Below are 19777 nucleotides of genomic sequence, written 5' to 3'. Positions count from 1 at the left end.
CGGGTGTCGTGCCGACGCTAGGAAGCACGGGCGACCGGAGGGTGAACGTGGCCGCTCCTCGTCGCGAACGTCACGGGTCGCGCACGCACCGGTCGGCGTCCCGTCGCCCGTGCGCCGACGACCCGGACAACCGCGGCCCAACAGTCGGTGAACCGTCGGGTCGCGGCCCGTCGGGGCCCCGTCGCCGCAGGTACCGTGCGGAGGTGGCTCCACCCGACCCCGTGCCCGGACGCACGCCGTGCACGGCCCTGCTCGTCGCCGCCTTCGACTCCCAGCTCAAGTGGTGCGCCGGCATCCGCGACGAGCTCGAGGCCCGCGGCGTCTCGACGCGTGTCGTCGTCCCGGACACCCGGTCGGCCCTGTCGGACCGGCAGGTGCGCGACGCGGGGTTCGACCGCCCCGGACGGGCCGATCGGGTCGACCGTCTGCCGTGGGACGACCTGGTCACGGCGTGCCTGTCGAGCGACGTCGTCGTCAGCGCGCTCGCGGGCCCGTCGACACGGCGGCTCAGTCTCGACGTCGCGGACGGCCTCGCGGCGCTCGCCGACCCCGTGGCCGGCCCCGTCCTCGTCTCGGGCTGGGTCGGCATCATCATCGAGAAGATCACGGCGGGCTACCTCGACCGGTCGGGCACCGACGTCGTCGCGGTCAACTCGACCGCCGACCTGGCCCACTTCCGGCGCACCGGCAGCACGCTGGGGGTCCCGACCGACAACCTGGTGCTGACGGGCCTGCCGTTCCTGTCGTCCGAGCCGAGGCCGCCCCGCACGGGCCCCGTCACGACGGTGCTCTACGCCGACCAGCCGACCGTCCCGGCGACGGCGCCCGAGCGCGCCTACGTCTACCGGCGCCTCGTGGAGCATGCCCGCCGGCACCCCGAGCGGCAGGTGCTGCTGAAGCCCCGTCACCGTCCCGGCGAGGACACGTTCCACCGCATGGCACACGCGCCCGAGGGGCTCCTGCCGCCCGGCGACCTGCCGACGAACTTCCGCATCGACCACACGCCCGTGCCGGAGCTGCTCGACCGCGTCGACCTCCTCGTCACGATGTCGTCGACGGCGTGCCTCGAGGCCGTCGACCGGGGGGTGCGGGTGGCCCTCATGCTCGACCTCGGGGTGCACGAGCGGCACGGCAACCACGTCTTCCTCGACAGCGGACTGCTCCGGACGTTCGACCAGGTCGACGCGGACGATCTCGGGACGCCGTCCGCGAGCTTCGTCCACAGCTGGTTCGGCGACCGGCACCTCCCGGCGCCCGTCGTGATCGTCGACCGGGTCGAGGAGCTGCTGGCCTCGGGCCGGCGACCGTCGCGCGGGGTGTGGTCGAGCACGTACTTCACGGGTGCGGCGCGGCACGTCGCCGACCTCGAGACGGCCGAGGCGACGACGCCCCTGCGACGGGTGTCGAGGGCCTGGGCCCGACGGGTCGAGGTGCACGGGCGCCTTCGCGGCACGGCCGCCCACGGTGCCGCCCTGCTGCTGCCGCCGGCCGTCGTCATCCCCGCGCGGCGACTGGCCGCGTCGCGCCGCCGGTGACGCTCGGGGGTGACGCGCGAGCCCCCCTCAAGACAGATAGTCTTCGACCACGTCCGCGGGGTCGCGGACACATCCGGGGGAAGGAACCCACATGTCATCCGAAGATCTCGTCCGCGAGGCGCAGGACCCGTCCACGACTCCCGGACGGCTGGCCGAGCTGGCCCAGGCCGACCGTGCGACGTGGCCCGCGATCGTCTTCAACCCGGCCGCGTACGACGGCCTGCTGCAGTGGCTGGGCGAGCGCGGCGACCCGACCGTCGACGCGGCGCTCTCGGCGCGCGCGGCACAGGCCGCGGCGCTGAACCCGCCGACACCGCCCGCGCCCCCGGCGCCGCCCGCGCCGCCCGTGGCCGAGGAGCCGGTCGAGCCCGTCGCCCCCGAGCCGGTCGAGCCCGTCTCGCCGGTCGCCGAACCGGTCGTGCCGGCCGCGCAGGCGCCCCACGAGCAGGCGCCCGTCGAGCCGGCGCACGAGCCCACCGTCGTCATCCCGTCGCAGCAGGCCGCCACGGCGTCCGATCCCGAGCCGACCGCGGTCTTCCCGTCCGAGCAGCCCGCGCACCCCGGCCACGACGCCCCGGCCGCGACCACCTCGGCGTTCGGCGCCGTCCCGCCCGCCGGCACCCCGCCGCACGCTGCCCCGGCCGACGGAGACGGCGACGGCAGCGGCAGCGGCGCCCGGCCGCTGGGCGTCGTCATCGCGATGGTCGTCGTGGTGCTGGCACTGATCGGCGGCGCCGCCTGGGGCGCCACCGAGGTCTTCGGCGGCGACGACGACACGCCGACGATCTCCGCCGGCGGCGACGCCACGACCGATGCGCCCGAGCCCGACGACGAGCCGACCACCGCGGCTCCCAGCACCGAGGCCCCCGACGACAGCGGCGGCTCCACGACGTCCGGCGAGTTCTGCACCGAGATGACCGACATCCAGCAGCGCAGCATGGACGTCCTCGGCGGCACCGGCACCGGCAGCGGCTCGACGCCCGACCTGGAGGACATCCAGGAGAAGTCGCGCGAGCTGATCCAGTCGTACAAGGACCTCGAGGACATCGCTCCCGCCGAGGTCAAGGGCGACCTCGAGACGATGTCGTCGTACCTCGACACGATGATGAACCCGGCCGCGGGTGGCGGGGCCGACGGCATGGACGAGTACTTCGCGGCGGCCCAGCGGCTCGGCACCTACTACGCCCAGAACTGCCTCTGACCGACGCGTCCGGGCCTCGCGTCGCTACGGCGTGGGGCTCGGGCTCGGGCTCGGCGTGCGCAGCGCGTCCGAGCTCGACGTCCACGTGAAGTCGCCGTCCGGGCCGTCGATCGTGACGGTGGCCAGCGCGATCTTCTCGGTGCCGGTCGCGGTGCGGACGCTGCACCGGAACGTCGTGCCGATCGCGGAGTCGACCTTCTTCGGGCAGCGGATCCGCAGGTCGCCGCCGGTGCGCTTCTCGAGCCGTCGCTCGATGTTGTCGGTCACCCCGTTGGTCGACATGTAGACGACCTTCGTCGTGGTCGGCGTCGCCTCGGGCTCGTCGTCGCCGCCGCCCGTGGTCTTGATCATGAAGTAGATCGCGGCCACCAGCGCGATGCCCACGAGGCCGAGCATGATGTTGAGGAACGTCTTCACCGCACGGATCCTAGCCGGGCGCGTGCCGACGCGCCGTCTCACGACGGGCGCGGCGCCGGCGTTGCTGGCACGATGTCCCCATGACCAGCCCCCTGCCTCCGGACGACCGGACCCCGAGCGACCCGTCCACCGCGGACCGGCCGACCGGCGCGACGCACGACCGTCCCGCCACCGAGCCGGCCCCCACCACCGACCGTCCCGACACGACTCCCCCGCGTGGCCTCGACCGCAACGGCCGCGTCAAGCGCACCCGCGCCAGCGGCCTGTGGGTCGGGCTGATCACCGCGGCCGTCCTCGCGATCGCGTTCCTCGTCTTCATCGCCCAGAACTCCGAGAAGGTCTCGATCAAGTTCCTCGGGTTCGAGGGTCAGCTGTCGCTGGCGATCGCCCTGCTGCTGTCGGCCGTGATCGGCGCGCTCGTCGTCGCCGTCCCGGGCATCGTGCGCATCGCGCAGCTGCGCACGGCGCTGCGCAAGAACGCCAAGCACTGACCTGACGTACCGCGACCGGCCCGGTCGCGACCGGTGCAGCGCCGCAGCGTCAGCTGCCGCCGCCGATCGCGGCCGGGCCGTCCTCGCGACGGATGTCGATGATGTGCCCGGTCTGCTGCGACAGCAGGACGTCGAGCGACTGGCGGGCCACGACCATCGAGCTGAGCAGCGTCCCCTCGGGCTCCTCGCCGAACGCCTTGGTGCGCATCGGCGTGCCGGTGCGCTCGGGGTTGACGCAGTTGACCCGCACCTCGCCGGCCCACTCGTCGGCGAGCGCCTGCGTCAGGTTGACGACGGCCGCCTTGGCCGACGAGTACAGCGAGTAGCCGCCGCGTCCGCGCGTGTACGACGACGACGTGAACAGCAGCAGCGACCCCCCGGCCTGCGCCAGGTGCGGGTGGAACTCCTGCGCGATGAAGATCGGCGCGAGGTAGTTGATCTCGGTGGCGGCGAAGATCGTCTCCTCCGACGTGTCGGCGAGGTCCTCGATGACCAGCACGCCGGCGGTGTTGACGACGAAGTCGATCGAGTCGGACTCCTTCAGCACGGCCTGGGCGGCCGCCGCGATGTCCTCGCGACGGTCGACGTGGGTGTTGGTGGACGACCGCGAGAACGTGTGCACCGTCGCGCCGAAGCCGCGCGCCAGGTCGGCGATGTCGCCGCCGATGCCGTACGAGCCGCCGAACACGACCATCGTCTTGCCCGCGAGGGCCGCGCGGTACTGGTCGTCGGTCAGCGCGTCGGGCACGTCGGCCGAGTGCAGCTGGAAGAGCTTGTCGGCGATGTAGACGTCGATCGGCTCGGTGACCTTCATGTTGCGCTCGTGGCCCGTGACGACCGCGATCGGCACCTCGGGCAGGTAGCGCAGCACGACGGTGCAGTCGTCGGTCGCGGTGAAGTCGGGGTCCTGCCAGGCCAGCTCGTAGGCACGGCGGATGACCGACAGGCGGAACGCCTGCGGGGTCTGGCCGCGTCGCAGCAGCGAGCGCTGCAGGACGTCCTGGATCGTCTCGGCACCCGAGTCGTCGACCGGGGCGTCGTGCACCTGCACGACGGTGTCGGCCGACGGGATCGCGGTGTCGACGGCCTGGTGCGTGCCGAGCGCGGCGACGACGTCGCCGATGATCGTCTGCGACACGAGCGGCCGGACGGCGTCGTGGAACAGCACGTTGCACTCGTCCTGGCCCAGGGCCTCGAGCGCCCGGCTCGTCGACTCGTTGCGGGTCTGGCCGCCCTCGACGATCTGCGAGACCTTGCCGTAGCCGCCGTTCTGCACGATCGCCCGGACGGGGTCGAGGTGGCCCGGCGTCATCAGGATCACGATCTCGTCGATCAGCGGCGACGCCTCGAAGGCGGCGATCGTGTGCTCGATGATCGTCTTGCCGGCGATCTTGATGAGCTGTTTGGGGATCGACAGGCCGACCCTGGTCCCGGTGCCACCCGCGAGGATGACGGCCACGTTGCGCAGTTCGGTCACCCGACGAGGTTACCGGCCCGGACGCGTCAGGGCCTGCCCGGTCGCCTCACGGCGTGCCGGGTCGCATGACGGCGTCGGACTGCTGCGACTTCCAGGCCCGGAAGCCCTCCTCCGTCGTCCCGCGGCGCCAGTAGGCCGAGACCGAGATGTCGGCCCGCGCGATACCGCGCTCGTCGAGCAGGTGGGGCCGGACGCTCTTCAGCAGCGCCGACTCGCCGTGCACGAACGCCTGCACCCGACCGGCGGGCCAGTCGAGCGCCCGCACGGCGTCGTCCAGCAGCGTCGTGGTGCCGGCGACGGCGTCGCCGCGGTGCAGCCAGCGCACCTCGACGTCCGCCGCGCTCGTCACCGCGATCTCGTCGTCGGGGCCGTCGACCTCGACGAGCGCCAGGGCGCGCACGCCCGCGGGCAGCGCCTCGAGCGAGGCCGCGATCGCGGGGAACCCCGCCTCGTCGCCGACGAACAGCAGCAGGTCGGCGGTGGTGTCGGGCACGTACCCGCCGTTGGGTCCCCTCAGGTGGATGACGTCGCCCGGCTCGGCGCGCGCGGCCCACGGGCCGGCGACCCCCTCACCGCCGTCGATGCCGTGGATCACGAAGTCGATCGCGAGCTCGCGCGCCCCGGCGTCGACCCACCGGATCGTGTAGGTGCGCAGCACGGGCCACGCCTCCTGCGGCATGGTCTGCTGGACGACGTCGAGATCGAGCGGATCGGGGTAGTCGTGGCCGTCGGCCAGGAAGACGAGCTTGCCGTAGGCGTCGGTGTAGGGCTCGCGCATGGCCCGGTACGCCGCCTCGAACGCGTCGAAGTCGTCGCCGCCGAGGACGATGCGCCGCATCGACGGCGCGACCTGCTCGGTGCGCACGACCGTGAGTCGGACGGGACGATTCCTGCTCATTCGACTGGCCTCACGTGTGTAGCCTACTGACGTGAACCCCGGCATCGACATGGCCCAGCTCGACCCCTCCACCCGCGTCCAGGACGATCTGTTCCGGCACGTCAACGGACGGTGGCTCGACACCGCGGAGATCAAGCCCGACCGCGCGACGGCGGGATCGTTCGTCACGCTGGTCGACGAGGCCGAGGCGAAGGTCCGCACCATCATCGAGACGGCCGGCGAGTCGCCCGTCGACGACGAGCAGCGCAAGATCGCCGACCTGTACGCCAGCTTCATGGACGAGGAGCGCGTCGAGCAGCTCGGCGCCCAGCCGCTGGCCGACGAGCTCGCCCGCGTCGACGCCGTCACCGACGTCCCGTCGTTCGTGCGGGTGCTCGGCGACCTCGACCGTCAGGGCATCGGCAGCGTGTTCGGCATGTACATCGGTCCCGACCGCGGCAACCCCGACCGCTACGTCACCCACCTCGGGCAGGGCGGCATCGGCCTGCCCGACGAGTCGTACTACCGCGAGGACGACTCGGCCGACATCCGCGCCGCGTACGTCACGCACCTGACGACGATGTTCGGGCTCGCGGGCCTCGACGACGCCGAGGGCCGCGCCGCGCGCGTCATGGACCTTGAGACCCGCCTCGCCGCCCACCACTGGGACCGCGTGTCGTGCCGCGACGCCCAGAAGACCTACAACCTGCTCGACGTCGACGGCCTGCAGGCGCTGTCGCCGTCCTTCGACTGGGCCTCGTGGTCCGAGGGAGCCCAGGTGCCGGCCGCTGTCATCGCCGAGGTCGTCGTGTCCCAGCCGTCGTTCCTCGAGGGCCTCGAGACGCTCCTCGTGCCCGCCGAGCTCGACGCGTGGAAGGACTGGCTGCGCTGGCAGGTCGTCCACAGCGCCTCGCCGTACCTGTCGTCGGCGTTCGTCGCGGCGAACTTCGAGTTCTACGGGCGCACGCTGAGCGGCACCGACGAGCTGCGACCGCGCTGGAAGCGCGGCGTCGGCTTCGTCGAGGGCGCGATGGGCGAGGCCGTCGGCCGCATCTACGTGCGCACCGAGTTCCCGCCCGCGTCCAAGGAGCGGATGGGCGAGCTGATCGACAACCTGCTCGAGGCGTACCGCCAGAGCATCGCCGAGCTGCCGTGGATGAGCGAGGAGACCAAGCAGCGCGCCCACGCCAAGCTCGACTCGTTCAACCCCAAGATCGGGCACCCCGACGAGTTCCGCGACTACTCCGCGCTCGAGACCGCGCCCGACGACCTGCTCGGCAACGTCCGCCGCGCGATCGCCGTCGCGACCGACCGCGAGCTCGCCAAGATCGGCTCGCCGATCGACCGCGACGAGTGGTACATGACGCCGCAGACCGTCAACGCCTACTACAACCCGACGATGAACGAGATCGTCTTCCCCGCCGCGATCCTCCAGCCGCCGTTCTTCCACGCCGACGCCGACGACGCCGTCAACTACGGGGCGATCGGCGCCGTGATCGGCCACGAGATCGGTCACGGCTTCGACGACCAGGGCTCGCAGTACGACGGCACCGGCGCGCTGAGCAACTGGTGGACCGACGACGACCGCGAGGCGTTCGAGAAGCTCACGACGGCGCTCGTCGCCCAGTACGACGCGCTGAGCCCCGTCGGAGCCGACGGCAGGAAGGTCAACGGGTCGTTGACGATCGGCGAGAACATCGGCGACCTCGGCGGACTCGGCATCGCCTACCGCGCCTTCCGTCTCACCGAGCCGGGCGACGACGCGATCGACGGCCTGACCCCCGACCAGCGCTTCTTCATCTCGTGGGCGCAGGCCTGGCAGTCCAAGGTGCGCCCCGCCGAGACCGTCCGCCGCCTGACGCTCGACCCGCACTCGCCGCCCGAGTTCCGCTGCAACCAGGTCGTCCGCAACATCGACGCCTTCTACACGGCCTTCGACGTCACCCCCGACGACGAGCTGTGGCTCGACGAGGCCGAGCGCGTCACGATCTGGTAGGCCGCACGGCTCGTTCCTCGCCGTTCCAGCGGCTCGTTCCTCGCCGCTGCTCGCTTCGCTCGTGCGGCTGTCCTCTCTCGCTGCGCTCGTTCGGACTCGTGGTCGGGTCATGGGTGGTCGAGGGTGCGTGTGGCCTGGACTAGGTTGCTGGGGTGAACTCCGACTCTGACGTGCAGCGGCGGATCGTGTCGGTGCTCGTGCTGGTGCAGGTCGTCGGCGGCATCGGGAACGGCGCCGGGCTCGCCGTCGGCGGGCTGCTGATCAAGGACATCACGGGGTCGTCCGGCTGGTCCGGCATGGCGGTCGTGATGCTGACGCTCGGCGCCGCGGCCTTCACGATCCCGCTGTCGTCGCTGGCGGCGAGGCGCGGACGACGTCCCGCCCTCACGCTCGGCTGGCTCAGCGGCGCGGCCGGTGCCCTCGTGACGGTCGTCGGGTCCGAGACCCGGTCCCTGCCCGTCGCCCTGCTGGGCCTGCTGCTGTTCGGGGGCAGCACCGCGGCGAACCTGCAGTCACGGTTCGCGGCGGTCGACCGGGCCGCGCCCGCCCAGGTGGGCCGCTCCCTCTCGGTCGTCGTCTGGTCGACGACCGTCGGCGCGGTGATCGGGCCCAACCTGACGGGTCCCGGTGCCGCCGTCGCCGACGCGCTCGGCCTCCCCGACCTGTCGGGGCCCATGCTGTTCTCCGCCACGGGCTTCGCGGTGGCCGGCCTGCTGACCGTCGCCCTGCTGCGGCCCGACCCCCTCGTCGCGCGGGCCGCCGGCCAGGCTCCCGCCGCACGCGGCGTGAGGGCGGCCCTCCCCCACGTCCGCGGTCGCACCCTCACCGCGATCTGGGCGATCGCGTCGTCGCACGCCGTCATGGTCGCGGTGATGGCACTGACGCCCGTGCACATGGAGGACCACGGCGCCTCGCTCGAGATCATCGGCCTGACGATCAGCCTGCACATCGCCGGCATGTACGCGCTGTCACCGGTCATGGGCTGGCTCGCCGACGCCTGGGGGCAGGACCGGACGATCCTGCTCGGGCAGTCGGTCCTGCTGCTGGCCGCCGGGGTCGCCGGCACGTCGGGCGAGTCGCAGGTGCAGATCACGCTCGGTCTCGTGCTGCTGGGCATCGGCTGGTCGGCCTCGGTCATCGCCGGCGCCGCCGCCCTCACGACCTCGGTCGATCCGTCCGCGCGTCCGCTCGTGCAGGGCTTCTCCGACCTCGCGATGAACCTCGCCGGGGCGTCGGGCGGGCTGCTCGCCGGCCTCGTCGTGGCCCTCAGCGGCTTCGGCACGCTCAACGCCGCCGCGGCGGTGCTGGTCGTCCCGGTCGTCGTGCTGGTGCTGTCGGGCCGGCGGGTCGCCGCCCGGACCGCCGACGCCGCTAGCGCCGCAGGATCGTGAACCGCACCCAGTCGACGACCGGCAGAACCACGTTGTAGCGCACCACGTCGACGCCGTCGAGCACGTCGTAGCCGCGCTCGACCGTCCAGTCGGTCACCGGCTGGGCGGCACCGAGCACGACGTCCTCGACGCGCTCCCACGTCCGGTCCGACACGAACAGCAGGGTCACGCCGAGCGTGCTGAGCGCGCTCCACGGCTGCGCGAAGACGACTGCGAGCAGCACGTTGACCACGACGGCCAGCACGATCACGAGTCGACGCGTGTACCGGTTCAGCAGCAGCGGCCCGAAGAACAGCTGCGAGAGCAGCACGCCGTACGTCAGCAGCGCCAGCAGCACGCGGTGGTCGGCGAGCAGGTCCGACAGCGCCGGGAACGGCCGCGACTCGGGCAGCTGCAACGTCGAGTACAGGGCCGTGCCCTGCTGCCACGACCGGTCGGCGACCTTGTCGAGCCCCGCGGCCATGGCCGCCAGCACGGTCTGTGCACCCAGCGCCACGAGACCGACGTTGTGCAGGCCCGCCGACAGCCACGTCGGCAGCGCGTCCTCCTCGCGGGACGCCTCCTTGCCCGCGGCGAGACGGCGACTGCGTCGTGCGGCGTCGAGCGACCAGTGGTCGGACGCGCGCATCAGCAGCAGCCACAGCAGCGTCAGGCGCACCAGGTTGTCGCCGGGCGACCCGACGACCGGGTTCTGGCCGACGACCGCGATGAACCCGATGAACGTCACGACGTTGGCGGCCTTGGCGTGCCAGCCCAGCACGAACGCGAGGGCCGCGAGCATCGTCACGACGTACAGCAGCGTCAGCACGTCGGAGCTGACGCCGTCGAGCAGCGTCAGCTCCGGGAAGCTGCTGATGGCCCGCGCCGGCTCGGCCCACACCGAGCCTTGGCCGACCCACATGTCGCGGGTCGAGAAGTTGGAGGCCAGCAGGCCCAGCACCGCCAGGCCCGTCGCGATGCGGCAGACCGCCGCCGCGCGGACGGCGTGCCGCGTGCCCACGAGCCAGTCGTCGATCCCGGCCCTGAGCCCCTGCACGGAGCCCACGAGCCCACGCCACCACGTCGTCATGATCACTTCTTCACGTAGGAGTCGAAGGTGTCGCGGGCGTCGAGCGAGCCCCGGAAGGCGCGGCGCCACCCGAACGAGAAGTCACGGAACGCGACGTCGTCCAGCGACGTGGTGGCGCGGTCGGCGTACGACGGCACGGTGCGGCGGCCGGCCCGGAACTGCACCTCGACGATGCGTCCGTCCTCGCCCCACCTGGCCTCGGCGTACAGCGACGCGAACTGCGTCGCCATCTGGTCGTAGGCCTGGAAGAACCGGACGGCCTCCGGACGTCCGCCGGCGCCCTCCAGGGTCGGCCTGACGGTGCTCGGCAGGTCGTCGGCGGTCAGTCCCCGCACGATGCGCCGCTGCGCCTCGCTGAGGTTGAACATCGCGAGGTTCAGGTTGGTGGCGAGCCGCCGCGCGATCAGGTGGGCGCGCTCGGGTGCCACCTCGTGGCGGTTGGCGCGGTTGTCGTCACGTGTCACGTCGACCCACTCGGTCGCCGCGCCCTTGCCACCTGCGTCGGGTGCGACGTAGGCACGGACGCTGAACGACTCGTCGACCTGCTGCGTGCCGATGCCGACGACGTCGCGCCCCTGCTGGAAGTACGGGTCGACGTAGCTGGCCAGCCGCCCCTCGCCCACGGCGTCACGGACCGGGCTCGACGGCGCGAGCCACAGCGCGAGCGCCACCGAGTGCACGAGGACCACGACGAGCAGCAGCTCGACGATCCACCGGTGCCGGGGACGCTCGACGGCGTCCTCCACGGGCGTTGGCGGCATGCGAGTCATCCTAGGTCTGGGCGGGGTCGGGCCGGACGCACGACTGCCGGCAACCCACAGGGGTCGCCGGCAGTCGTGTCGATCGGTCAGACCTGGTTCAGGCGACGCTTCTCGTTGAGGAGCACCGCACCACCGAACAGCAGCAGGGCGATGCCCAGCAGCCAGAACGGGAGCAGGTTCGGCGCGCCCGTCGACGGCAGGGCCGTCGTCACGTCGGCATCGGCCTGCGCGTCGGCGTCGGCCACGGTGTCGGAGTCGTCACCGTTGTCGGCGTTGGCGTCGGCACCGTCGGAGACCGAGTCGCTGCCGTCACCGTTGTCGGCGGGAGCATCGGAGTCGTCGGCGGCGGCGACCTGGTCGCTGACGACGTCAGCAGCCAGCGTCGCAGCCTCCGAGGCGGCCAGCTCGACGTTCAGCGAGCTGCGCAGGACGTTGATCTTCAGTGCCGACGTGCGGTAGTAGTCGCCCACCGCGGCCGCGCTGATGGAGCCGGCGTTGACCGTGCCGGTGCTGAGCGTCGGGGTCTTGGACTGCGACTGGTTGTTGGCCGTCAGCTCGACGAGGCTGTTGAGCGACGGGACAAGCTGCGACAGCGCGGCGTCGATCGGGGTTCCCAGCTGCGTGACGGCGCTCGTCGCCTGCGTCAGGGCCTGCACCAGCGGCGGGACGAGCTGGCCGGTCAGGTCCGTCAGCTTGATCGGCAGCGCGGTGCCCGCCAGCGTGACACTGACGTCGACCTTGCCCAGGTTGGTGACGAGATCGCTGATCGCCTTGTCGAGCACGGAGGTGATCTTGTCGCTGACCAGCCCGGTGGTGATGAACTGCAGCAGGTTCGTGTTGGGCGGCAGCTGGTTCAGGTTGACGCCGGCGGCCGTCAGGATCTGCTCGAGGTCGAGCGTGATCTTGCCCGTGTTGAGGTCGACCGACACGCCACCGCTGGAGAAGTTCGCCAGGCCGGTCGTGAGCTGGTCCAGACCCGTGACCTGGACCTTGATGAGCTGGTCCAGCCCGGCGGTGAGCCCCTGCACGCCCGACAGGAGGGGGTTGACCGCGCAGAGGTCGACGCCCGTGATCGGGGCGGCGGGGTTGTTCAGGATGGGGTCGAGGAGGTCGGCCAGCGCGCCCAGGTCGAGTGAGTCCAGCTGGGCGAGCAGCGTCGTCGTGGTGACGTTGAGCGTGTTGCCGACCAGCGGGCAGATCTGGGCAGCCGAGAGCGTGATGTTGTCGGCTGCCTTGACGGGCGCGACAGCGGTGGACAGCTGGTTGACGAGCGTGCCGATGAGCGGGACACCGACCTGCAGGTTGGCGCCCGCGATCTTGTAGCTGCGCGACGGGTTGCCCTTGTCGACGGTCGTGTTGGACGAGACGGCGCCGAGGCCCAGGTCGACGCTGGCGAGGTTGTCGTTGATGCCGGACAGCGGCCCGTTCTTCAGCGAGACCTTGGCGTCGGCGGGGACGCCGCCGTTCGTGGTCAGGGCGGCACCGGAGTCGTTCACGGCGCCCGAGGCGCCGATCGCCTTGCTGGTCGACTCGGCCGACGCGTACTGGTTGATCGCACCGGCGGCACCGCTGGCGCTCAGGAACTTGGCGAGGTCGAGGTTCAGACCGCCGGGGATGTTGATCGGGAGGGCCGACAGGACGGTCAGGTCGAGCGGGTTCTTGTTGGCACCGGCGTTGCCGGGGTTGGCGGCCGTGACCCCGCGCAGCTGGGCGAGGGAGTCGAGGTTGGTGCCGCCGATCGATCCGGTCAGGAACCGTCCCGTCGAGTACGACTTGGTGGCGTCGGCGCCGTTGGCGGAGAACGACACCGCGGCGGTGACGATCACCGTCGCCGTGCCGAGGGCCAAGGTGTTCCTGGCAAGCTTGTTCATCGAGAAAGGACTCCCTTAGAGGTATGAGGTTCCGATGCCGAACGCAGGAGTTCGGGACCGCACATGTGACATGAGCCACGTTACTGAGAAGTACTGTACTCATAATTTTGGGCACATCTCCAAGACTGCAACGAACAAAGTGCCACTCAGGTTATGTGACCTTGGTCCCATCTCGACCGGGACTTTCATCTGATGTCCGCGCGACCCTCTGGTGCACCCACGAGCGCGCTCGGACCCACGAGGTGTCGCTGACGAGGATCATGTCGACCGCGATCATGACCAGCGAGAAGTACATGATCCCCATGAGCAGGCCGATCCCCAGGTGCATCGCGGTCACGACGACGAGCGCCACGAACCGCGTCGGGCGGTATATCAGGAAGACCGGGAAGAACATCTGCACGAAGATCGCGGTGTACGTCGCGCCCGCGACGAACGCCGAGCTCGCGTACAGCGGGTGCAGCACGTCGTTCCACGGCGAGTACGCGTCGGTCTGCAGCGGGTAGTACACCGCGGTGCCGTCCTTCCACACCGCGCTCTGCACCTTCCAGAACGACGACCCGAGGTAGACCATCACGACCTGGTGGACGATCAGGATCGTCGCGAGGTTGTGCAGGGTGTTGCTCATCCACGCGGGGACGATGCCCGGCACCTCGCCCCGCCGGCGTCGGCTGCGGGCGTCGAGCGACCAGTGACGGCCCGCGTCGGTGAAGCACATGTAGAGCAGCACCATGCGCAGGATCGCGTCGCCCCCGGAGCCGACGAACGGGTTGCTGACGTACAGCGACACCCACAGCAGCAGCGTCATGAACGACGACGCCCGCGTGTAGAGCCCCAGCATCATCAGGACGCCGAACACGATCGTGGCCAGGTACGCCAGGTCGAACCACGTGCCACCGGTCTGCGCGAACAGGCCGAGGAACGACGGCCAGCCGCGGCCGGCCAGCACCTGCTCGGTCCACCGCGACCCGTCGCCCCACGTGTACTGCCGGTCGGGCCAGTTGACGATCAGCTGGCTCGCGACGATGAAGCCCAGGATCACGCGGGTGACCGACAGCCCGTACGTCGAGTGCTTGTCGTCGGTCAGCCAGGCCGCGGCGCGCGCGATCACCGGTGGCTCCGGTCGAAGTCGCGGACGGATGCCCGCTCGGACGCCGAGCCCGGGGTCGGTCGCCGCCACCCGCCGACGTCGCGCACCACCTCGGGCCGAGCGGCGCGGCGCTCGGCCGCGGTGCCGCCACGGGCGGCGAACGGCGTGACCCCCTGGCGCCTGATCGCGTACCGCACCGCGGTCAGCTCGACGTCGGGGTACCGCGCCTGCAGGACGTCGGTGGCCAGCTGCGTGGCGGCCCGCTCGTAGCGCAGGAACCCGAGGCGCGCCGTGGGTGAGGCGCCCGCCGACTCGAGCTCGTCCGACAGCTCGGTCCAGCTCGGCGGGTCGGTCTGCGGCGAGCTCGTCACGACGACCTTCTGCGAGTCGTCGAGGGCCGCCGCGCGGCTCTGCAGCGGCGACACGAGCTTGTTGGTGACGTAGCCCGCCCGACCGCCGATCAACCGGTGCCGGACGAGATCGAGCTCGACGGCCGTCCAGTCGACCCACCCGGTGCGCACCTGGTCGCCGTCGGCGTCGGTGTAGGCGGCCTGGAACAGCAGGCTGCGGTCCTCCGAGATCGGGTTGGGCGCGAACAGCCGCCAGTTCTGCGTGAAGTACGGGTCGAGGTACGACGTCTGCCCGCGCGCCGCGTCGGAGTAGCGGTTCGGCGGCAGCGCGGCGAGCGTCACCGCCACGAGGTGCAGGCCCACGATCGTGACGACGACCGCGATGAAGGCAGATCGCAGGGTCGGTCGGGGCACGGGCACACGCTACCAACGCGCGGCCCGCCGGGAGGGGGGTCGACGTGACGTGCGTCGCAGTAGAGTGCACAGCCGAGGCGGCGCCCGCCGGCTCGGCTGGAGGGGGAAGTTCTGTGGAGGTCCTGCACACCGCGATCGCGATCGTCCTGGCGGTCGGTCTGATCATCGTCGTCAAGGTCGATCCGGTGATCTCGCTGATCATCGCGTCGCTCTACCTGGGGCTGGCCGCCGGCGTCGGCTTCGCGGACACCGTCACGGCCATCACGACGGGCTTCGGCAACATCATGGCCGAGGTGGGCCTGCTGATCGGGTTCGGAGTGCTGATCGGGGCCCTCCTGCACTCGATGGGCACGTTCACCAAGCTGGTGCACGCCCTGCTGGCGCTGGTGGGGCCCGGACGTCTGCCCTACGCCCTGACGGGTGCGCTGTCGACGATCTTCCCGTCGATCTACGTCGACGTGCAGGTCGTCCTCGCCGCTCCCCTGGCCCGCTCGTCCGCCCCGCACATCGGCCGCCGCGGGCTCCCGCTGCTGGCCGGCGCGATCGGCACCGGCATCTTCGCGGGCTACGTGTTCGTGATCCCCGGGCTCGCCGCGGTCTCGATCGCGGGACTGCTCGACATCCCGCTCGGCACATGGCTCGTCTACGGCATCGTGCTCGGCCCCCTGACGGCGATCCTGACGACGTTCCTGTTCTCGCTGCTGCTGCGCACGCGGTACTGGAAGCCCGAGCACGACGAGGAGAGCGGCGCCGCAGACGCACGCGAGGTCGCCTCGACCGAGGCCGCCGACGAGCGGGCGCGGGTCGCCGAGAAGGGCGCCGACCGCGGGCTGCCCCTGGGCGTCCTGCTCCTGCCGATCCTCGTGCCGCTGCTGCTCATCGCGTTCGGGGCCTTCGCCGACCTGGGCGACTTCTCGAGCCCGGCGATCGCGTTCCTCGGCGACGCCAACATCGCGCTGTTCATCGGTCTCGTGGGTGCCTACGTGCTGTCGCGGACGACGGCGGGGCGCGAGTCGACCGACGGCGCGCTGTCGTCGGGCTTCAGCACGACCGGCGAGATCCTGCTGATCACCGGAATCGGCGGCTCGCTCGGCGAGGTCATCACGGCCACGGGCCTCGACAAAACGCTGTCGGACCTGTTCTCGGCCGACGCCGGCGCACCCATCATCGTCAGCGTGCTGCTCGCCTGGTTCATCGCCGCGCTGCTGCACCTGGCGATCGGCTCGGTGTCGGTCGCCGCGATCACCGCCGCGGGCATCATCGCGCCGGTCGTCGCCTCGACGGGGGTCGCACCGATCGCGATCGGTCTGGCGATCGCCTCGGGCGCGATGTTCGCGCTGCAGGTCAACAGCAACTTCTTCTGGATGTTCAAGTCGTTGCTCAACCTGACGACGCAGGGGGCGCTCAAGACGATGACGGTCGTGACGAGCATCGCGTCGCTCATCTCGCTGCCGATGGTCATCGCGATCGCGCTGGTGGTCTGACCGCCCGGGAAGCTCACGAGAACGACGAAGGCCCCGCCATCAGGCGGGGCCTTCGTCGTACCGGGTGGAGCATAGGAGATTCGAACTCCTGACCTCTTCCATGCCATGGAAGCGCGCTACCAACTGCGCCAATGCCCCGCGGTGAGCCCCTCAGCAGGGCCTCGCCAAGCCTAGCGTGTCCCCTCCGTCTTCCCCAAACCGGGTCACTCCTCGTCCGACATGACGGGCTCCGGGAGGGTGCCGGCGTTCCACTCGGTGAGCCGCCACTTCGACCAGTCGCCGCTGCGGTTCTCCTCCAGGACCGACCACGAGCAGTTGCTCAGGCCGCCCAGGCTCGACCAGTGCGTCTCGGGGATCTGCAGGAAGGAGCAGACGCCGGTGCGCAGGACGGCGCCGTGGGCGACGACCACGAGCGTCCCCCCGGCCGGCAGTTTCACCAGGTGGTCGCGCAGGGCGTCGGCGAACCGCTCGCCGGCCTGCCGGTGCGTCTCGCTGCCGGGGATCTGCGTCTCGTCGCCCTCGACCCAGGCGCGCATCCCGTCGGGGAACGCGGCCCACGCCTCGCGCCACGTCATGCCCTCGCGCTCGCCGAAGTTCATCTCGCGCAGCCGCGGGTCGAGCTCGATCTCACGCCCCGTCACCTCGCCCAGCTGACGCGCCGTGTCGTGCGCGCGCACCAGGTCGGAGCTCACGATCCGATCGGGCTCGAGGGCGGCCAGACGCGCTGCTGCCGCGCGGGCCTGCTCGCGGCCCACGTCGTCGAGCTGCGTGTCGGACTGACCCTGCACGCGCCCCGCGAGATTCCACTCGGTGCGACCGTGCCGCCACAGGACGATGCGGCGCTGCGACCGTGACAGCGTCACGCGACGGCGACGGTCGGGCAGTCGCTCCACAGCCGCTCGAGGGCGTAGAAGACCCGCTCCTCCTGGTGCTGCACGTGCACGACGATGTCCTGGAAGTCCAGCAGCACCCAGCGGCCCTCGCGCTCGCCCTCGCGGCGGACGGCCTTGACGCCGAGCGCGATCATGCGCTCCTCGATGGCGTCCTGGACGGCCTTGACCTGGCGCTGGCTCGACGCCGAGCACAGCAGGAAGACGTCGGTCAGGGCGAGCTGCTCGGAGACGTCGAAGGCGATGATGTCGGTGGCGAGCTTGTCGCCGGCCGCGTCGGCGGCGGCGCGGGTCAGCTCGACCGCGCGGTCGGTGGCTGTCATGTGGGGCTGCCTTCTCGTGCGGAGGTGTCGGTGGTCGTGGGTGCCCGGTAGAGCTCGTGCTTGCCGATGTACTGGACGACGCCGTCGGGGACGAGGTACCAGACCGGTTCGTCGCGCTCGACGCGGTGACGGCAGTCGGTCGACGAGATCGCCAGGGCGGGGATCTCGACGAGCGTGATGCGGTCGGCGGGCAGGCCGTCGAGCGTCGCGTCGTCCATCTCGTGACCGGGACGGGTCACGCCGACGAACTGGGCCAGCTCGAACAGCTCGTCGTGGTCGCGCCACGTCAGCAGCGCGGCCATCGCGTCGGCGCCCGTGATGAAGTACAGGTCGGCGTCGGGGTGCAGCGCCGAGAGCTCGCGCAGCGTGTCGATCGTGTACGTCGGGCCGTGACGGTCGATGTCGACCCGGCTGACGTTGAAGCGCGGGTTGGCGGCCGTCGCGATGACGGTCATGAGGTAGCGGTCCTCGGCCGGGGAGACCGTGCGATCGGCCTTCTGCCACGGCTGGCCCGTCGGGACGAACACGACCTCGTCGAGGTCGAACCACGACTGGACCTCGCTGGCCGCCACGAGGTGACCGTGGTGGATGGGGTCGAACGTGCCGCCCATGACGCCGACGCGCCGGCGGGCGGGTACCACGCCGGTCAGGAGTGCTCGCGTCCCTTGCCGAACGCCAGCAGGGCCAGGACGAGGACCACGAGGATCGCCAGGGCGATCGCGCCGACCGCGTACGGGTTGATGCCGATGTCACGCAGCTGGTGCTCGGACTCTTCGGCGGCGACGAGGAACGAATGCATGGGCCGAGGATATCAGTGAGCCGCCGACGGCGACGCGTCAGCGACCCCGCCCCGCACCCACGGCTCGCCGAGGCGGCTCAGCGGACGTGGCCGTCGCCGGTCACGACGTACGTCGTGGTGGTCATCTCGGTCAGCCCCATGGGGCCACGCGCGTGCAGCTTCTGCGTCGAGATGCCGATCTCGGCCCCGAAGCCCAGCTCTCCCCCGTCGGTGAAGCGCGTCGACGCGTTGACCATGACCGCGGCCGAGTCGACGCCGCGCGTGAACCTGGTGGACGCGGCCAGGGACGACGTCACGATGGCCTCGGTGTGCCCCGACGAGAACCGCCGGATGTGTGCGACGGCGTCGTCGAGCGACTCGACCACCCGCGCGGAGATGTCGAGCGACAGGTACTCGGCGGCGTGGTCGTCGTCGGTGGCGGCCACGACGGCGGGGTCCGCGGCGCGGAACGTCTCGTCGCCGTGCACCGTCACCCCGGCCTCGTGCAGCGCCCGGACGACCCGCGGCACGAAGTCGGCGGCGACGTCGCGGTGCACCAGCAGCGACTCGGCGGCGTTGCAGACGCTCGTGCGGTGGGTCTTGGCGTTCATCACGATCGCGAGGGCCATGTCGAGATCGGCATCGGCGTCGACGTACACGTGGCAGTTGCCGACGCCCGTCTCGATGACGGGGACCGTGGACTGCTCGACGACCGCCTGGATCAGGCCGGCCCCTCCCCGGGGGATCACGAGGTCGACGAGCCCACGCGCCTGCATGAGGTGCGTCGCCGACGACCGGTCGTCCGCCGGGATCTGCTGGACGCAGTCGGCCGGCAGACCGGCGTGCTCGAGGGCGCCGCGCATGACGTCGACGATCGCCGCGTTCGAGCGGGCCGCCGACGCCGATCCGCGCAGCAGCGCCGCGCTGCCGGCCTTGAGGCAGATGCCGGCGGCGTCGGCGGTGACGTTGGGCCGCCCCTCGTAGATCATGCCGATGACGCCCATCGGCACGCGGACCTGCTGCATGCGCAGGCCGTTGGCCAGCGTCGAGCCGCGCACGACCTCGCCGACCGGGTCGGGCAGGCCCGCGACGTCGCGCAGCCCCTGCGCGAACGCGGCGACCCGCGACGCGTCGAGCCGCAGCCGGTCGACGACGTTCTCGCCCGTGCCCGCGGCGCGGGCCGTCTCGACGTCGACGTCGTTGGCCGCGACGATCGCGTCCGTCGCGGCGACCAGCGCGTCGGCCATCGCGTGCAGCGCGGCGTCCTTGTCGGCGCGCGTCGTGAGCGCGAGGGTGGCGGCGGCGGTGCGAGCGCGGCGGGCGGCGTCGTGGACGAGTTCCTTCACGCCCCAGATCGTACTGGCG

At 71.5% G+C, this 19777-nt stretch carries 19 protein-coding genes and 1 tRNA gene; 6 read left to right on the top strand and 14 right to left on the bottom strand.

Annotation, left to right across the window (positions count from 1 at the left end):
• The first annotated feature begins 203 nt into the window (after positions 1-203).
• Positions 204-1535, top strand: a complete 1332-nt coding sequence (locus IFT73_RS02440) for a DUF6716 putative glycosyltransferase (RefSeq protein WP_197983469.1) — start codon at positions 204-206, stop codon at positions 1533-1535.
• A gap of 91 nt (positions 1536-1626) precedes the next feature.
• The gene (locus tag IFT73_RS02435; RefSeq protein ID WP_192166227.1) at positions 1627-2736 is read left to right on the top strand and encodes a hypothetical protein; all 1110 of its coding nucleotides are present in this window, start codon (positions 1627-1629) and stop codon (positions 2734-2736) included.
• A gap of 24 nt (positions 2737-2760) precedes the next feature.
• On the opposite strand, the gene IFT73_RS02430 is transcribed toward IFT73_RS02435, so the two are convergent.
• Positions 2761-3153 (bottom strand): hypothetical protein, encoded by a 393-nt coding sequence (locus IFT73_RS02430; RefSeq protein WP_192166226.1) that lies wholly within the window; start codon positions 3151-3153, stop codon positions 2761-2763.
• An 80-nt stretch (positions 3154-3233) separates the two neighbouring features.
• On the opposite strand from IFT73_RS02430, the gene IFT73_RS02425 reads away from it, so the two are divergent.
• Positions 3234-3644, top strand: a complete 411-nt coding sequence (locus IFT73_RS02425; protein WP_082556104.1) for a lipopolysaccharide assembly LapA domain-containing protein — start codon at positions 3234-3236, stop codon at positions 3642-3644.
• 49 nt (positions 3645-3693) lie between these two features.
• Here the strand turns inward: IFT73_RS02425 and IFT73_RS02420 are convergent, their stop codons facing one another.
• The gene (locus IFT73_RS02420; RefSeq protein ID WP_056607312.1) at positions 3694-5121 is read right to left on the bottom strand and encodes a bifunctional cytidylyltransferase/SDR family oxidoreductase; all 1428 of its coding nucleotides are present in this window, start codon (positions 5119-5121) and stop codon (positions 3694-3696) included.
• A 46-nt stretch (positions 5122-5167) separates the two neighbouring features.
• Positions 5168-6019: a siderophore-interacting protein gene (locus IFT73_RS02415; protein ID WP_192166225.1), complete on the bottom strand. Its 852-nt coding sequence runs from the start codon at positions 6017-6019 to the stop codon at positions 5168-5170.
• A 49-nt stretch (positions 6020-6068) separates the two neighbouring features.
• On the opposite strand from IFT73_RS02415, the gene IFT73_RS02410 reads away from it, so the two are divergent.
• Together IFT73_RS02410 and IFT73_RS02405 are read left to right on the top strand one after the other, a co-directional pair.
• Positions 6069-7994: a M13 family metallopeptidase gene (locus IFT73_RS02410; RefSeq protein WP_192166940.1), complete on the top strand. Its 1926-nt coding sequence runs from the start codon at positions 6069-6071 to the stop codon at positions 7992-7994.
• Positions 7995-8146: 152 nt separating this feature from the next.
• Complete coding sequence (locus IFT73_RS02405; RefSeq protein WP_192166224.1) at positions 8147-9385, top strand: MFS transporter; 1239 nt, start codon at positions 8147-8149, stop codon at positions 9383-9385.
• On the opposite strand, the gene IFT73_RS02400 is transcribed toward IFT73_RS02405, so the two are convergent.
• The 5 genes from IFT73_RS02400 to IFT73_RS02380 all read right to left on the bottom strand — a co-directional run bounded on the left by IFT73_RS02400 (position 9366) and on the right by IFT73_RS02380 (position 14937).
• Positions 9366-10454: an HTTM domain-containing protein gene (locus tag IFT73_RS02400; RefSeq protein ID WP_192166223.1), complete on the bottom strand. Its 1089-nt coding sequence runs from the start codon at positions 10452-10454 to the stop codon at positions 9366-9368. The two genes, IFT73_RS02405 and IFT73_RS02400, sit on opposite strands and share 20 nt — an antisense overlap.
• Positions 10455-10456: 2 nt before the next feature.
• On the bottom strand, positions 10457-11215 hold the full coding sequence (locus IFT73_RS02395) for a DUF5819 family protein (RefSeq protein ID WP_192166222.1): 759 nt from the start codon (positions 11213-11215) through the stop codon (positions 10457-10459).
• 86 nt (positions 11216-11301) lie between these two features.
• Complete coding sequence (locus IFT73_RS02390) at positions 11302-13086, bottom strand: choice-of-anchor G family protein (protein ID WP_192166221.1); 1785 nt, start codon at positions 13084-13086, stop codon at positions 11302-11304.
• A 151-nt stretch (positions 13087-13237) separates the two neighbouring features.
• Positions 13238-14194: an HTTM domain-containing protein gene (locus IFT73_RS02385; RefSeq protein ID WP_192166220.1), complete on the bottom strand. Its 957-nt coding sequence runs from the start codon at positions 14192-14194 to the stop codon at positions 13238-13240.
• Complete coding sequence (locus tag IFT73_RS02380; protein ID WP_192166219.1) at positions 14191-14937, bottom strand: DUF5819 family protein; 747 nt, start codon at positions 14935-14937, stop codon at positions 14191-14193. Before IFT73_RS02380 ends, IFT73_RS02385 begins: the two co-directional genes overlap by 4 nt.
• A 113-nt stretch (positions 14938-15050) precedes the next feature.
• On the opposite strand from IFT73_RS02380, the gene IFT73_RS02375 reads away from it, so the two are divergent.
• Positions 15051-16421 carry an SLC13 family permease gene (locus tag IFT73_RS02375; RefSeq protein WP_192166218.1) on the top strand — a complete coding sequence of 457 codons (1371 nt, stop codon included), beginning with the start codon at positions 15051-15053 and terminating at the stop codon, positions 16419-16421.
• A 65-nt stretch (positions 16422-16486) separates the two neighbouring features.
• On the opposite strand, the gene IFT73_RS02370 is transcribed toward IFT73_RS02375, so the two are convergent.
• From IFT73_RS02370 to IFT73_RS02345, 6 genes are all read right to left on the bottom strand, one after another.
• Positions 16487-16559, bottom strand: a tRNA-Ala gene (locus tag IFT73_RS02370).
• A 65-nt stretch (positions 16560-16624) separates the two neighbouring features.
• Positions 16625-17284, bottom strand: a complete 660-nt coding sequence (locus tag IFT73_RS02365) for a histidine phosphatase family protein (RefSeq protein WP_197983468.1) — start codon at positions 17282-17284, stop codon at positions 16625-16627.
• On the bottom strand, positions 17281-17634 hold the full coding sequence (rsfS, locus tag IFT73_RS02360) for a ribosome silencing factor (protein WP_056607295.1): 354 nt from the start codon (positions 17632-17634) through the stop codon (positions 17281-17283). Before rsfS ends, IFT73_RS02365 begins: the two co-directional genes overlap by 4 nt.
• Positions 17631-18245 carry a nicotinate-nucleotide adenylyltransferase gene (gene nadD / locus IFT73_RS02355; protein WP_197983610.1) on the bottom strand — a complete coding sequence of 205 codons (615 nt, stop codon included), beginning with the start codon at positions 18243-18245 and terminating at the stop codon, positions 17631-17633. Before nadD ends, rsfS begins: the two co-directional genes overlap by 4 nt.
• 35 nt (positions 18246-18280) lie before the next feature.
• A complete protein-coding gene (locus tag IFT73_RS02350; RefSeq protein WP_192166217.1) occupies positions 18281-18433 on the bottom strand; it encodes a hypothetical protein in 153 nt (50 codons plus the stop codon).
• Positions 18434-18510: 77 nt separating this feature from the next.
• A complete protein-coding gene (locus tag IFT73_RS02345) occupies positions 18511-19758 on the bottom strand; it encodes a glutamate-5-semialdehyde dehydrogenase (RefSeq protein WP_371811138.1) in 1248 nt (415 codons plus the stop codon).
• Between the last annotated feature and the right edge of the window lie 19 nt (positions 19759-19777).

Origin of the sequence: Aeromicrobium sp. CFBP 8757 (assembly GCF_014841755.1) — a bacterium.
In the GTDB taxonomy this organism is placed as follows: domain Bacteria; phylum Actinomycetota; class Actinomycetes; order Propionibacteriales; family Nocardioidaceae; genus Aeromicrobium.
This window is presented reverse-complemented; position numbering and strand designations above follow the sequence as displayed.